We start from the raw sequence: 13684 nt of genomic DNA, 5'->3' as shown, positions 1-13684 counted from the left end.
GCAGGGAAGACAAATGACTGAACCTTCAGTATTAAAGCATCTGATTGAAATTGGTATTTCATTATCGGTGGAGCGGAATACTACCCGCTTACTGGAACGTATTCTCACCAGTGCTCAAACCTTAACTCAGGCCGATGGCGGCACCATTTATTCAATCACCGCCGACAAAAGTCTGAAATTTGAAACCCTGATCAACAATTCGCTGAATATGTATATGGGCGGCAGTTCAGGCCAACCTATTCCTTTCCCTTCTATTCCTATCTACAAAGATGGCGAAGTGAATCAACACGCTATAGTGGCTATAGCCGCAGCTGAAGGTGAAATGATCCATATTCCGGATGCCTATGCCTGTCAGAAGTATGACTTAAGTGCAGCCCGCAGTATGGACCAGCGCACCGGCTATCACACTCAGTCGGTTCTGACTGTGCCGATGAAAAATCATGAGGGTGAACTGAACGGCGTATTACAGCTGATTAACGCCACAGTGGATGGAAAAGTAAGTGCATTTTCCGCGCAGCAAATGGAATTAGTGCGCTCACTTGCCTCTTTGGCCGCTGTGGCATTAACTAATAAGCAACTGATTGAAAACATGGAGGAATTGTTTCAGGGCATAGCACGGCTTATTGCTAAAGCTATAGATGAAAAATCTCCTTATACCGGCGGTCATTGCAAGCGGGTTCCTGAACTGACCATGATGCTGGCAGATGCTGTGCATCGTCACAATAGCGGGCCTTTGGCTGACTTTAATCTGACTGAAGCTGATCGGCATGAATTAAGTGTCGCGGGCTGGTTGCATGACTGTGGAAAAATAGCGACTCCTGAATATGTGATGGATAAAGCCAGCAAGTTACAGACTATTTTTGATCGGATAGAACTGGTCGACGCCAAAATAGAGATTGCCAAAAGAGATCTGGAACTGAGTCTGGCTGGTCCTTTGTATCTGGCCTCGCATCAGCAGGATCTGGAGCAAGTTGCCAGATTGCAACAACAACTGGCGCAAGGTCTGGCTGAGTTGGATGCTCAACGCGAGTTTTTGCGTAAAGCCAATATTGGCGGCGAGTTTATGGATAAAAACGATCAACAGCGTGTTGCTGATTTTGGTCGTCAGCAACAGATCCGCATCGCAGATCAGTTACAGGATCTGCTATCGGAAAACGAAATTTATAACCTGAGCATAGCCCGGGGCACCTTAACCGCTGAAGAGCGGCAGATCATCAACCGCCATATGGATATTACGGTTGATATGCTGGAATCTTTGCCATTCCCTAAACATTTACAAAGGGTGCCTGAGTTTGCTTGTGGTCATCATGAAAAAATGGATGGTACGGGTTATCCCAAAGGATTAAGCAGAGAACAAATGTCAGTGCCAGCCCGTATGATGGCAATAGCTGATATTTTTGAAGCCCTTACCGCTTCTGACCGTCCTTACAAAGAGGGTAAACCTTTAAGTGAATGCCTGATGATTATGGGACGAATGAAAGAGAACCAGCATATAGATCCGGACTTGTTTGATATTTTTATCGATCAGAAAGTGTATCTGCAGTATGCAGAGCAATTTTTAAAACCGGGTCAGATGGATCACATCGATCTGAACAGTATTCCGGGTTATTTGCCACCAGAACAAAGGTATGCAGGTAAATAAGCTCTGAATCTACTAGGCTTATAAAAGTATCATTGAAGAAGTTGGAGTTGCATGCGCCTTGTCCTGATGTTGTTGTTCAGTAGCTGTTTTTGTTGGAGCCTGCAGGCTAAAACCTATGTGATAGGTATAGAGCAACTGGATTATTATCCACATTACGATTTTTTATCGCCTCAGCCGCGTGGTTATTTTTTTGATTTGATCGGGCTTTACAGCAAGTGGAGCGGTGACGAGTTCAGCTTTAAGGCTTTACCGGTCAAACGCTTGTACAAAGACTCAGCAGAGCTGACCGACTTTGTTTACCCGGATAACCTTGCATGGCAACCTCATTTAGATATCGATCAGAACCAAGCCAAATACTACAGCGCTCCGGTGATTTATACTTTGGGCTCCACACTGGTTTTGCCGGAAAAACGTTTAATGCAACTGACTGACTTTAAGGTGTTAGCCAATATTCATGGATTTTCGCCCAGCCTCTGGCTTCAGTTGAAACAAACACATAAGTTTAAAATACTGGATGTACCTGATGCTGAATCGGCTTTACGTATGGCGATCCGGGGCAGGGTGGATGCTGCTAATGTTGAATACAATGTGGCACAGTACCATTTAAAACAAATGCAGTTGCCGGGCGCATTAGTGATGGCGGAACATTTACCTTTTACCAATCTGGCATTTCACTTATCCAGTCAAAAACATCCGGAGCAAATCCGTCGCTTTAATCAGTTTCTGATTGAACAACAAGATCAGATCCAAAAGTTAAAACAACGTTATGGTCTGGTTGAATATAAAGAACAATTGCCAACGCCCTGAGATATATCAGAGCTCACAGCTGAAGTTCGCCAGCAAAGTCGTTAGACTAGCCACAATGAATTAAACTTCGGGAAGGTTGTATGTTTGAATGGATCGCAAGTCCGGAGGCCTGGATTGCCTTAGGTACTCTTGCTGCTTTGGAAATAGTGTTGGGTATAGACAACATTATCTTTTTATCTATTCTGGTGGGGCGTTTACCTGCACATCAACGGGAATTTGCCCGTCGTGTCGGTTTAGGTTTAGCTATGTTCGCCCGTTTGGCATTGTTATTCTCTATTTCATGGGTAATGGGTTTAACCGAAAATTGGTTTACTGTGCTTGGTAACGATATTTCAGGTCGGGATGTGATCCTCATAGGCGGTGGTTTATTCCTGCTGGCTAAATCTACTCAGGAAATTCACCATAGTTTGGAAGGTGTTGAACAAGAAACAACTGGCCCTAAGGTAGTGGCGAATAGCTTGTTTATGGTGCTGATCCAAATCGCAATTTTAGACATTGTATTCTCGCTGGATTCTGTGATCACAGCTGTGGGTTTGGTAAACGACATTGAAATTATGGCGATAGCTATTATTTCAGCTGTGCTTGTGATGTTGTTTGCAGCTAAGTCTATTGGGGAATTTGTCGACGCACATCCGTCCATCAAAATTCTGGCGCTGTCTTTCCTTATTCTGGTGGGGGTGACCTTAATGATTGAAGGTTTTGATGTGCATGTACCAAAAGGCTATATCTATTTTGCCATGGCTTTCTCTATGACAGTGGAGATGATCAATATCCGCATGCGTAAAAGTCGTAATGCGGTGAAGTTACACAAAGCGATAACGGAAGAAAAAGCAGAATAAAGCTGCTTTGGGTGATGGACAGCTTCTATCCATCACCCGCTTCTTCAGCGTAGGTCGTTGGCTTTTTTACCAAAGACCGGAATGGTCAGATGCCAGCGAATGGCTGCCAGACGCAACGCCAGTAAGGCCACCATACCTGCCAACATAGCGGGCATTTGTTCTATACCAAATCCCAGGAGTTGTACATACACCAGGCCGCCAAAAATACAGGTGATAGCATACAATTCGCCACGGAATACCATAGGGATCTCCCGACACAACACATCGCGGATCATGCCACCACAAACACCACTCATAGTGCCCAACATAATGGCGACAAAACCAGAAGTGCCGTGATCCAGTGCTTTTTGGGTGCCCATAATGACAAAAAATGCCAAACCTACAGCGTCTGCAATTTGTAAGGTATTGTTCGGGATCACCAGTCGGTTACGTACCAATAGAATGGTCAAAACAGCGGCAGAAAAAATAGCTAAAAAGTAACTGTTGTCAGTCAGCCAAATGACGGGAGAGTCGAGGATCAGATCGCGTAAAGTGCCGCCCCCTATGGCTGTTACAGTAGCCAGCACTATGACCCCAAAGCCATCCATTTGTTTTCGCCACGCCGCTAAAGTGCCGGAGATAGCAAATACAGCTATACCCAATAAATCAAACCAATGGAAATAGAGCTCCATAGCACACCTAAAAAATGAGATGAATAACGTCAAATTAACAGGCTTTTACACTGAATCACAGCTTCAGGCAGGTGTTTTATTTTCTGCTCATGCTAGTATGGCGTCGTTAGTTTTGTGGAAGGAAAAGGGAATATGGGTAAAAAGGTTTGGCTTGGGACTGCATTCTGTGTATCGGTCAGTGCTTTGGCAGGTTTTTTTTATGCTAACCATCATGCGGAGCAATTGATGGCTGGGCATATAGAGCGCAGTAATCAGCAGTACCTGCAATTGGCTGAACATGGCGATATGCCGCCTATCCATATGAGTTACAGCAAACTGTCCGCCAACATTATTACCTCAAGTTATAAAATCCAGAATTTGCATATAGGCATTGCTGGTATGGGAGATTTAGTCACTATAGGTCAGGTTGAGCTTATTGGTTTGCAGCGTGATGGTTTACCCGAAGATGGTGCCGCCCGCTTAAAAGACTTAAAACTGGCTCCACAGGCTCTGGCTTCTTTACCACCTGAGTTAGCGACCTATCTGGGGACTTTGTTGATGGAGCTGAGTTATCAGTACAAATACAAAGCAAAAACGGGAGAGCTGTCTTTTCAGCAAGAATTACGTGTTAATCATCACTTTAGCCTGAACTACCGTTTTGCTTTAACCGGGGTAACGGATCTGTGGCATTTTGCTGAAGAAGTGAAACAACTGACTCCTGAGCAACAACAACAACGATCTGAGCATCCTGACTATTTACCTGACTTAATGAAAAAGGTAGGACTGATAAGCATAGCCAATGGTTCTGTTGAACTGGAAAACAAAGCCTTCTTAGAGCAATTTTTTGATCAACTAGCTCAATCACAAATAACGGCTGATTATGCCGGAATACAACAGCAATTAACTGCTGCTTTGCAACAAAACCCACAAATTCCGGAGCAGATTAGTACGCCCGTACTGAGCTTTTTGCAGCAACCTCAACGTTTAAAACTCAGCTTCCAGTTCCAGCAACCTCCCAGCTTTTCTCAAATGCAGGATGGTTCGGCCATGGCTGGAATTGATACGGCAGAAGATTTCATCAGCTTCGCCAGTTTAACTTTGAAAGCAAATTCAAACTAAAACCAGACTCATGTTTTATTCAACTTGACATAAGAATAGTTCGCACTCACAAATGCGATCCATTCTTATTCTTTTGAGTGTAATGATGAAATTGTCCAGACTGGTGTTAGCTTTGGCTTTGCCATTTCCGTTGTGAACTGCAGAAGCGGTAGCTAAAGTTTTGACAGAGGTAAAAGTAGGTTTCAATTGTAAGGGCGGGGTTTATTCAGCCCGTCTCGGCATCAAACCGATGTCGGGCGAAGAGCGCAGGAAACGCAGGGGCTGGGTTTATCCCTGCCCGAACGTTTCACGTACGAAGGCTATATATTAATCCTGGCCGATACGGGCTTTGATATCGTTAATTAATGGAGATGAGCCTAAACCATTTGCTGCTGCCCAGGCTTCCAAATCTTCAGCCACTAAAGCTTTAGCTGGCATCTGTTTTACAAAAAATGACCCTGTTTCATAAGCATCGCTGCGCATAGCAAACTTAATTAGTGAGTCGCCATTACATTGAATCGCATCATAAATTTTACGAACGTTTACTTTGTTATCTGATAGTACCTTGCGAACGCGGTTTTTATCGTCTGCTTTAGTGTATTCACATAAAGAGGTGGCCCATTGATCCTGTGCTACAGCTGCTGGTGCTGCTGCGAAATACGCACTTGCTACTACTGCTAATGTAACGAGCTTTTTCATAAAAATACCCCTTAGAGGTTAATAGGTGAACTGGTAAAATTGATAATAATGAAACTATATACTGTCTGATACTGCTTTGCCAAGTATTACCTGCATTTTCTGATAAGCAAGTAGTCGATATAAATCAGTAGTTTACGGCTAGATGGCTGGCAGGTGAAGGCGTTGTGTTGGTTATGTGAACATTGGGTTATGAAACAAGGTGTTGTGTAGGGGAGGGGCTTGCCCCTCCCGTTCCAAATTCCTATCAGATGCTAGTCGGCTTGTCCCCGTTTATAGGATGTTGCGGTGCCCATGGACGGGCCGGGACAAGCCGCGACCCCTAGGGTCTGAACAACAGCGGTATTACCCTAACCAGGGCTGTGCTGTGGCACGTTGTTTTTCGTAGCCGCTGATGTGCGGTTCAAACTGCTCACTGGCACCGATAAAATCCAGGCCACTTAATAAACGCTGCTTAATATCAGGGTCTATCTGAAAACCCACAGCGGCGTTATTGCCCAGAATAATCTGCTGGCCTGCTAAATCAATTTTCCATTCCTGTGTGCCTTGCTGGCAACGGCTGAATAAAAACTCGATATTGGATGCGCTCAGGCTGATTAATAACATGCCGTTGTTGATGCTGTTATTAAAGAAAATATCGGCAAAACTCTCGGCAATCACTACGTTAAAACCATACTGCTGAATAGCCCAGGGCGCATGCTCACGGCTGGAGCCACAGCCAAAGTTAGCGCGGGTCAGCAGTATAGAAGCGCCTTTATAGGCTGGCTCGTTTAATACAAAGTCAGGGTTCGGTTGTTCATTCGCCAGATAACGCCAGTCATAAAATAAAGCTTCGGCAAAACCGTCGCGGCTGACTGAAGTTAAAAATTGCTTCGGAATAATCTGGTCGGTATCGACATTGTTTTTATCTAAAGGGCAGACCAGCCCTTCTGCGAAAATCTGGCTCATGAGTAACTCCCTTCAGCGCGCTCTACATAAGAAATATCTACAAAACGACCGGCAATAGCTGCAGCTGCGGCCATAGCGGGGCTGACTAAATGAGTGCGGCTGCCACGGCCCTGACGGCCTTCAAAGTTGCGGTTTGAGGTGGACGCACAACGTTGGCCTGCTTCAACACGATCGTCGTTCATGCCTAAGCACATAGAGCAGCCAGGCTCACGCCATTCAAAACCAGAGGCTTTAAAAATATCGGCTAACCCTTCGGCTTCAGCCTGACGTTTGACCTGACCAGAGCCTGGCACTATCAAAGCACGTACACCGGAAGCCACTTGTTTGCCTTGCACCACAGCAGCAGCCTGACGTAAATCTTCAATACGGCTGTTGGTGCAGGAACCAATAAAGACCACATCGACTTTCAGATCAGTTAATTTCTGGCCCGCTTCAATGCCCATATAGGTCAAAGCACGGCGCGCTGCATCGGCTTTAATTAAATCGCTGAACGACTCTGGAGACGGAATAGGCTGATCCACAGCTATCACCTGCTCAGGATTCGTACCCCAGGTCACTTGGGGTCTGATGTTTTCTGCGGCAATAGTCACTGTTTTATCAAAGACGGCATCCGCATCTGAATACAGGCTTTGCCAGTAGCTGACGGCCGCATCCCAATGCTCTGCTTGTGGTGCATGAGGTTTGCCTTTTAAGTACGCAAAAGTCACTTCATCCGGTGCTATTAAACCTGCTTTAGCACCCATTTCGATGCTCATATTACACAGCGTCATGCGGCCTTCCATGCTCATGCCGCGAATAGCAGAGCCACAGAATTCAGCCACATAACCATTACCACCCGCTGTGCCTAACTGGCCTATCACCGCCATAATCACATCTTTTGGTGTGACAAAAGGTGATAAAGAGCCTGTGACTTCCACTTTTAAGGTTTTCGCCACTTGCTGCTGCAAGGTTTGAGTCGCCAGTACATGCTCTACTTCAGAAGTACCAATACCAAAGGCAATAGCGCCAAAAGCACCATGAGTAGAGGTATGGGAATCACCGCAGACAATAATCATACCCGGCTGAGTTAAACCCAGTTCAGGGCCAATCACATGCACTATGCCTTGATCCGGGTGCATTAAATCCAGCAAAGGCACATTAAATTCTTTGCAGTTCGTCGCCAGAGCTTCCAGCTGTTTGCGTGAGGTTTCACCTGCTGCATCTATGCTACGCAGCTGAGTAGAGACATTATGATCCATAGTGGCATAAGTTAAATCCGGACGGCGCACAGTACGGCCGGCCTGGCGCAAACCAGCAAATGCCTGAGGGCTGGTGACTTCATGAATTAAATGGCGGTCAACAAATAACAAGTCGGTGCTGCCATTAACCGGAGCCACTATATGGCTTTGGTAAATCTTCTGATATAAGGTTTTGGCCATCATGAAGCTCTCTTTGTATCAATAGCGTTTAAGGCGGCAATGACTGCTGCGCCTACATCTGCTGTGCCATAACTGGATGCTGAATTAATATCCCGCGTTACTATGCCTTGCTCTAAGGTGCTGGCCACAGCCTGTTCAATAGCGCGGGCTGCTGCTTCTTCAGCAAAACTGTAACGTAACATTAAAGCTGCACTTAAAATCTGCGCTATTGGATTGGCAATGCCTTTGCCTGCGATATCTGGTGCTGTGCCACCTGCTGGTTCATACAAACCAAAGTTGGAGCCGTTTAAGCTGGCTGAAGGCAATAAACCTAAAGAACCAGCAATGGCGGCAATTTCGTCTGACAAAATATCGCCAAACAGGTTGTCGCAAAGCAACACATCAAAATGCTGTGGTGCCCGAATAAGCTGCATAGCGGCATTGTCTATATACATATGTTCCAGCTGCACCTGCGGATAGTCTTTGGCGACACGCTCCACCACTTCACGCCATAACACACTGGTCGCCAGCACATTGGCTTTGTCGATCGAGGTCACTTTATTGCGGCGTTTAGTGGCTGCTTCAAAAGCCACCCGGCTGATGCGTTCAATTTCGCTGACACTGTATTTTTGTGTATCAAAAGCTGCGTCTTCGGTGCGGCCTTTTTCACCAAAATAAATACCGCCTGTCAGTTCACGCACACATAAAATATCCATGCCCTGGCTGCTGATTTTTGGATGCAAAGGCGATAACTCGGCAAAAGCAGGGTAAATCTGGCCTGGGCGTAAGTTACAGAACAAATCAAAGGTTTTACGCAAAGGCAATAAAGAGGCGCGTTCTGGTTGCTGAGCCGGTGGCAGGCTGGTCCACTTAGGGCCGCCTACTGAACCAAATAAAATGGCATCGCTGTTTTTACACAGAGCCAGTGTTTCTTCAGGTAAGGCCACGCCTGTCGCATCAATGGCAGCACCACCAATTAAAGCTTCTGTGCTTTGAATGCTGAAGTTAAATTTTGCTGACACTACATCCAGTACTTTTAACGCCTGAACCATCACTTCAGGGCCAATACCATCTCCGGCTAACACGGCAATTTTATAGTTTTTCATTATTACTTCTCTGTTTGTGATTCAGATAAACGGCGGGCCTGCTTGGCGGCGTCTACCTGTTTGCTGCGTTCAATTAAATTTAAGACGTGCACATAAGCCAATACCGAAGAGCGCACTATGTCGGTGGCTAAACCTGCACCGTGGTAACGGCGGCCCTGATGTTCGGCAATAATATCCACTTGCCCCAAGGCATCTTCGCCACTGCCTTTGGCTTGTAAGTTAAAGTCGACCATCTTGACGTCAGAGCCAACAATACGCTGAATGGCCTGAAAAGACGCTTCTACAGGGCCATTGCCTGTAGCTGCTTCAGTGCGGGTTTCACCATTAATGCTGATACCAACAGTAGCGCTGGCGACATGACCTGTATGAGTGGAAGAACTTAAAAACTCCAGTTTGTACGGCTCGTTGGTGTCCTGTAAGTTCTGGAAAAACACCAGCGCTTCTAAGTCGTAATCAAAGACGCGGCCTTTTTGGTCGGCTAAAGTGACAAAAGCTTGGTAGATCTCGTCTAAGTTGTAATCTTCAGTGGTGTAACCCATTTCGCTTAAGCGATGCTGGATCACAGCGCGGCCAGAGCGCGAGGTCAGGTTTAATTCGTTCTGACGAATACCGACTTGCTCAGGAGACATGATTTCGTAGGTGTTTTGCGCCTTTAATACACCATCCTGGTGAATGCCGGAAGAGTGGGCAAAAGCATTTTCACCGACAATCGCCTTATTCGGCTGAATTGGCATATGGCAAATCTGGCTGACCAAATGGCTGCTGCGGTAAATCTCAGTACTTTTAATGTCGGTGTAAAAAGGCAGCACATCAGGGCGGGTTTTGATAATCATCGCCACTTCTTCTAATGAACAGTTACCTGCACGTTCACCTATGCCGTTGACTGTGCATTCAATCTGACGGGCACCGGCCTGAACCGCTGTGATGCTGTTTGCCACAGCTAAACCTAAATCGTTATGGCAATGCACACTTAAAATGGCCTGATCAATATTCGGCACTTTATTACGCAGTTCAGTAATGATGCGGGCAAATTCATTTGGAATGGTGTAGCCCACAGTGTCCGGAATATTAATAGTGCGGGCACCGGCTTTAATGGCGGCTTCAACAATACGGCATAAATCATCAATAGGAGTGCGGCCTGCATCTTCACAAGAGAACTCGACATCGTCTGTATAACGGCGCGCCAGTTGAATGGCTGCAACCGCCTGTTCAGTGGCTTGCTCTAAAGTGCGGCGTAATTTGTACTGTAAATGCAAAGGCGAAGTGGCAATAAAAGTATGAATACGGCGACGTTCTGCATTAGCCAAGGCCTGGCCGCACGCTTCAATATCAGCGCTGACAGCCCGGGCTAAACCACAAATAATAGGGCCTTTAACCTGGGTGGCTATGCTTTGCACCGATTCAAAATCACCAGGGGACGACACAGGAAAACCCACTTCCATCACATCAACATTTAAGCGGGCAATAGCATGAGCCAGCTGAATTTTTTGCTTATGGCTTAAACTGGCACGCAAGGCCTGCTCGCCGTCTCTTAAGGTGGTATCAAAAATCCAGATTTTGTCCTGACCACTCATCACATATTCCTCATTATTTGATTTAAACCCGTTCTGGTGGCCTTGGTTAAAACAAAAAACCCCGGCCTGTGGCACGGGGTTTTTGGTTTACTGGTACAGTCGTTTTACCAATGCACAAAGCCCCGTGGCCTGTTGAGGAGCACGAGGAGAGTGAGCAGGTTAGCGAAACGCTGGTTTGAATTCATTGTTGTTTAAGTCTTCATTGGGTTTAATTTATACAACTGCTATTAGTAATATCACGGCACTTTTGGCTTTGCAACAGTATAGACGGCTAAATATCTAAGTATTTTTGTTTGAGTAAGAGTCACTACCTGATGTTTTTTGCGACAATAACAGTGAAATAGAGTTGTTTTTGTTGAAAAATTAGGCGGTTGATGCATTTTTTAAGTTTTTTTATGAAAAACACATGACGAACGCCTGTTATTCAGCATAAAATGCGCCCCGTTCTGCCAGTGTTGTCAAACACGCTCTGCTCATGCCCGGGTGGTGAAATCGGTAGACACAAGGGATTTAAAATCCCTCGCTCGAAAGGGCGTGCCGGTTCAAGTCCGGCCCCGGGCACCATTTCTCTTCTGTTATACCTTACTCAATCCCTTTTAAATTTCTGTTCTATCACTAAACTGCTATAACTAAAACATGTTGCTTATTTTGCAGGTTTATCTGTTATGCATTTTTACTCTCTTGATTTTATTAAAGAAATGCCCAAGTCCGATCTGCATTTGCATTTAGACGGCAGCTTACGTTTAGACAGCCTGATTGAAATGGCTGCCAAAGCCGGTGTGAAACTACCCAGTCAGACAGTGGAAGGTTTAAAAGAGCTGGTGTTTAAAGACAGCTATCAGAACCTGGGTGAATACCTGCATTGTTTCCAATACACCTGTGCAGTGCTGCGCGACATGGACAATCTGGAGCGTGCTGCTTATGAGCTTGCCATCGACAACCAGCTTGAAGGCGTGAATTACATCGAAGTGCGTTTTGCTCCTCAGTTATTAATCGACCTGCCAACGGGCATAGATTTTGACCGTGTCATGCATGCGGTAAACAATGGCCTGAAAAGAGCGCAGCAGGAATACAACAGTCAGGCTGCTATTCTGAGCGGTGACAAACCGCCTTTTGCCTACGGCATTATCAACTGTGCTATGCGGATGTTTGGCGACAAAGGTTTTTCTCCTTATTACACCAACTTATTCCAGCTGATGCGCGACTTCAGCCCTATTGAAGTTATTAAGCTGGCTGCTATGGAATTAGTGCGCGCCAGCGTGCGGCTGCGTGATGAAGCTGGTATTCCTATAGTGGCTTTGGATTTAGCAGGGCAGGAGTCTGGTTATCCGGCCAGCAAATTTAAAGAAGTTTATGAGTTTGCTCATCAGCACTTTTTACTGAAAACCCTGCATGCCGGTGAAGCTTATGGCGCTGAGAGTGTGTTTGAGGCCATCACCGAATGTTATGCCGATCGTATAGGCCATGGTTATTCGTTGTTTGTGCCGGAGATGATCCAGGATCCGGCCATCAAAGATAAACAAAAGTACATCCGCGAACTGGCGTCTTACATCGCCGACAAACGTATTGCCATTGAAGTTTGTCTGACCAGCAACCTGCAAACCAATCCAGGTATTAGCGACATTAAGGCGCATAAGCTGGGGGATATGCTGGATCACCGCATTGTCACTGTGATTTGTACTGACAACAGGCTGGTATCAAATACCACGGTCAGCCGCGAATACAAACTGGCGCTGGATAACTTCGACATTCCGCTGAAACGTTTAAAAGACATGGTGGCTTACGGTTTTAAGAAAAGCTTCTTTCCGGGCAGCTATGTCGAAAAGCGCCAGTACGCTAAACAATGTTTGGAGTACTTCGATAAAGTTGCACAAAAATACGGCTTTATTAACTAAGCTGCTTCATTCGGGTCAGAGTAAAATTAAATCTTTACTCTGACCCGAATTAGATACTCCCCGCGTTCGGCTCCCTTTTTGCTCTAGATTCTGAATTTTTGTCTTTGTGTAAGTCATTGAAAATTAACTTAATTTTAGCTTATCAATAAGTTTTGATAAAACTGTCGCAAAAAGCATACATATTAAGTCATTGAAATATATAGGTATTTATTTAAGCCCTATTTTGCTGTTGCTAATTAGCGACAGATCTTTTGGAGTTTCTGTTCAGTTTCAGAAAAAAACGAAATTAATTATGTTCAAGTTGTTGATTTTAAATGATTAAAAATTAATTTAAAACCTTGGCATGAAGTCTGCATTTATTAGTTCGTAACGGTAAATTAGGTAAGAGGTACGGTGTTGTTACTCTTACCTAATTTACCGGCAGGCTCAGCAAAACGCTGAAATGAACAGTAGTAAAGACGGGGTGAATTATGGACTTATTTTTAATCGCAGCTATCGCATTCTTTATGGTTAACGCTTTTGTATTCGTAACCTACATGCGCAAAATTGATTTAAACGGCAATGCAGTTTTAGAGTTAGAGCGTGTTCAGGCCGCTGATGCTTATGCCCGTACTGCAGCTAAAGCACGCACTTCAGTTGCTTTGGAACAAGCCACTAACTAATTAGTTGCTTTGAATACGAAGAAGCCGGTCTCTGACCGGTTTTTTTATGCTCTGCGTTCCTGCAGAGCACCCCAAGGGGCCAACGCGTTGCGTTGTTAAAAATCGTTCCTGACGATTTTTTATGCGCCGCCATCCTTGGCGCTCACCCACATTGGATTGGAATTTGAGACGGGCGGGGACAAGCCCGCGCCCCTACAGGTGAAACAATCGTTCCTGACGATTTTTTATTCGCTGCCATCCTTGGCGCTCACCCCAAGGGGCCAACGCGTTGCGTTGTTAAAAATCGTTCCAGACGATTTTTTATTCGCGACCATCCTTGGCGCTTACCCACATTGGATTGGAATTTGAGACGGGCGGGGACAAGCCTGCG

Annotated in this window: 12 protein-coding genes and 1 tRNA gene; 7 read left to right on the top strand and 6 right to left on the bottom strand. The window is 45.5% G+C overall.

Annotation, left to right across the window (positions count from 1 at the left end; translation table 11 throughout):
• The first annotated feature begins 13 nt into the window (after nt 1–13).
• The 3 genes from RHEIN_RS11760 (at nt 14) to RHEIN_RS11750 (ending at nt 3288) form a co-directional block, all read left to right on the top strand.
• Nucleotides 14–1642 carry an HD family phosphohydrolase gene (locus RHEIN_RS11760; RefSeq protein ID WP_008899194.1) on the top strand — a complete coding sequence of 543 codons (1629 nt, stop codon included), beginning with the start codon at nt 14–16 and terminating at the stop codon, nt 1640–1642.
• Between the two features lie 51 nt (nt 1643–1693).
• Nucleotides 1694–2449 carry an amino acid ABC transporter substrate-binding protein gene (locus tag RHEIN_RS11755; protein ID WP_008899193.1) on the top strand — a complete coding sequence of 252 codons (756 nt, stop codon included), beginning with the start codon at nt 1694–1696 and terminating at the stop codon, nt 2447–2449.
• Between the two features lie 80 nt (nt 2450–2529).
• Nucleotides 2530–3288: a TerC family protein gene (locus tag RHEIN_RS11750; RefSeq protein ID WP_008899192.1), complete on the top strand. Its 759-nt coding sequence runs from the start codon at nt 2530–2532 to the stop codon at nt 3286–3288.
• A 44-nt stretch (nt 3289–3332) separates the two neighbouring features.
• Here RHEIN_RS11750 and RHEIN_RS11745 read toward each other — a convergent pair whose 3' ends face one another.
• Nucleotides 3333–3959, bottom strand: coding sequence for a trimeric intracellular cation channel family protein (locus RHEIN_RS11745; protein ID WP_008899191.1), 627 nt, complete (start codon nt 3957–3959; stop codon nt 3333–3335).
• Nucleotides 3960–4091: 132 nt separating this feature from the next.
• Here RHEIN_RS11745 and RHEIN_RS11740 point away from each other — a divergent pair, with 132 nt between their 5' ends.
• Complete coding sequence (locus RHEIN_RS11740; RefSeq protein ID WP_008899190.1) at nt 4092–5057, top strand: hypothetical protein; 966 nt, start codon at nt 4092–4094, stop codon at nt 5055–5057.
• Between the two features lie 306 nt (nt 5058–5363).
• Here RHEIN_RS11740 and RHEIN_RS11735 read toward each other — a convergent pair whose 3' ends face one another.
• The 5 genes from RHEIN_RS11735 to leuA all read right to left on the bottom strand — a co-directional run bounded on the left by RHEIN_RS11735 (nt 5364) and on the right by leuA (nt 10757).
• Nucleotides 5364–5735 carry a DUF3718 domain-containing protein gene (locus RHEIN_RS11735; RefSeq protein ID WP_008899189.1) on the bottom strand — a complete coding sequence of 124 codons (372 nt, stop codon included), beginning with the start codon at nt 5733–5735 and terminating at the stop codon, nt 5364–5366.
• 342 nt (nt 5736–6077) lie between these two features.
• Complete coding sequence (gene leuD / locus RHEIN_RS11730) at nt 6078–6680, bottom strand: 3-isopropylmalate dehydratase small subunit (protein ID WP_008899188.1); 603 nt, start codon at nt 6678–6680, stop codon at nt 6078–6080.
• Nucleotides 6677–8101, bottom strand: a complete 1425-nt coding sequence (gene leuC, locus RHEIN_RS11725; RefSeq protein WP_008899187.1) for a 3-isopropylmalate dehydratase large subunit — start codon at nt 8099–8101, stop codon at nt 6677–6679. Before leuC ends, leuD begins: the two co-directional genes overlap by 4 nt.
• Nucleotides 8098–9183 carry a 3-isopropylmalate dehydrogenase gene (leuB, locus tag RHEIN_RS11720; protein ID WP_008899186.1) on the bottom strand — a complete coding sequence of 362 codons (1086 nt, stop codon included), beginning with the start codon at nt 9181–9183 and terminating at the stop codon, nt 8098–8100. Before leuB ends, leuC begins: the two co-directional genes overlap by 4 nt.
• Before the next feature lie 2 nt (nt 9184–9185).
• Nucleotides 9186–10757, bottom strand: coding sequence for a 2-isopropylmalate synthase (gene leuA, locus RHEIN_RS11715; RefSeq protein ID WP_008899185.1), 1572 nt, complete (start codon nt 10755–10757; stop codon nt 9186–9188).
• Between the two features lie 477 nt (nt 10758–11234).
• On the opposite strand from leuA, the gene RHEIN_RS11710 reads away from it, so the two are divergent.
• From RHEIN_RS11710 to RHEIN_RS11700, 3 genes are all read left to right on the top strand, one after another.
• Nucleotides 11235–11321, top strand: a tRNA-Leu gene (locus RHEIN_RS11710).
• A gap of 101 nt (nt 11322–11422) precedes the next feature.
• Nucleotides 11423–12652, top strand: a complete 1230-nt coding sequence (locus tag RHEIN_RS11705; RefSeq protein ID WP_008899184.1) for an adenosine deaminase family protein — start codon at nt 11423–11425, stop codon at nt 12650–12652.
• Between the two features lie 470 nt (nt 12653–13122).
• Nucleotides 13123–13314 (top strand): hypothetical protein, encoded by a 192-nt coding sequence (locus tag RHEIN_RS11700; RefSeq protein WP_008899183.1) that lies wholly within the window; start codon nt 13123–13125, stop codon nt 13312–13314.
• Nucleotides 13315–13684: the final 370 nt, after the last annotated feature.

It is taken from the genome of Rheinheimera sp. A13L (genome assembly GCF_000217935.1).
In the GTDB taxonomy this organism is placed as follows: Bacteria; Pseudomonadota; Gammaproteobacteria; order Enterobacterales; family Alteromonadaceae; genus Pararheinheimera.
This window is presented reverse-complemented; position numbering and strand designations above follow the sequence as displayed.

Bases quoted from the DNA above. Each gene is read 5' to 3' on its own strand.
- RHEIN_RS11745 (WP_008899191.1), bottom strand. From the start codon at position 3,959: ATGGAGCTCTATTTCCATTGGTTTGATTTATTGGGTATAGCTGTATTT.
- leuA (WP_008899185.1), bottom strand. From the start codon at position 10,757: ATGAGTGGTCAGGACAAAATCTGGATTTTTGATACCACCTTAAGAGAC.
- RHEIN_RS11760 (WP_008899194.1), top strand. From the start codon at position 14: ATGACTGAACCTTCAGTATTAAAGCATCTGATTGAAATTGGTATTTCA.
- leuB (WP_008899186.1), bottom strand. From the start codon at position 9,183: ATGAAAAACTATAAAATTGCCGTGTTAGCCGGAGATGGTATTGGCCCT.
- RHEIN_RS11705 (WP_008899184.1), top strand. From the start codon at position 11,423: ATGCATTTTTACTCTCTTGATTTTATTAAAGAAATGCCCAAGTCCGAT.
- RHEIN_RS11755 (WP_008899193.1), top strand. From the start codon at position 1,694: ATGCGCCTTGTCCTGATGTTGTTGTTCAGTAGCTGTTTTTGTTGGAGC.
- leuC (WP_008899187.1), bottom strand. From the start codon at position 8,101: ATGATGGCCAAAACCTTATATCAGAAGATTTACCAAAGCCATATAGTG.
- leuD (WP_008899188.1), bottom strand. From the start codon at position 6,680: ATGAGCCAGATTTTCGCAGAAGGGCTGGTCTGCCCTTTAGATAAAAAC.
- RHEIN_RS11740 (WP_008899190.1), top strand. From the start codon at position 4,092: ATGGGTAAAAAGGTTTGGCTTGGGACTGCATTCTGTGTATCGGTCAGT.
- RHEIN_RS11750 (WP_008899192.1), top strand. From the start codon at position 2,530: ATGTTTGAATGGATCGCAAGTCCGGAGGCCTGGATTGCCTTAGGTACT.
- RHEIN_RS11735 (WP_008899189.1), bottom strand. From the start codon at position 5,735: ATGAAAAAGCTCGTTACATTAGCAGTAGTAGCAAGTGCGTATTTCGCA.
- RHEIN_RS11700 (WP_008899183.1), top strand. From the start codon at position 13,123: ATGGACTTATTTTTAATCGCAGCTATCGCATTCTTTATGGTTAACGCT.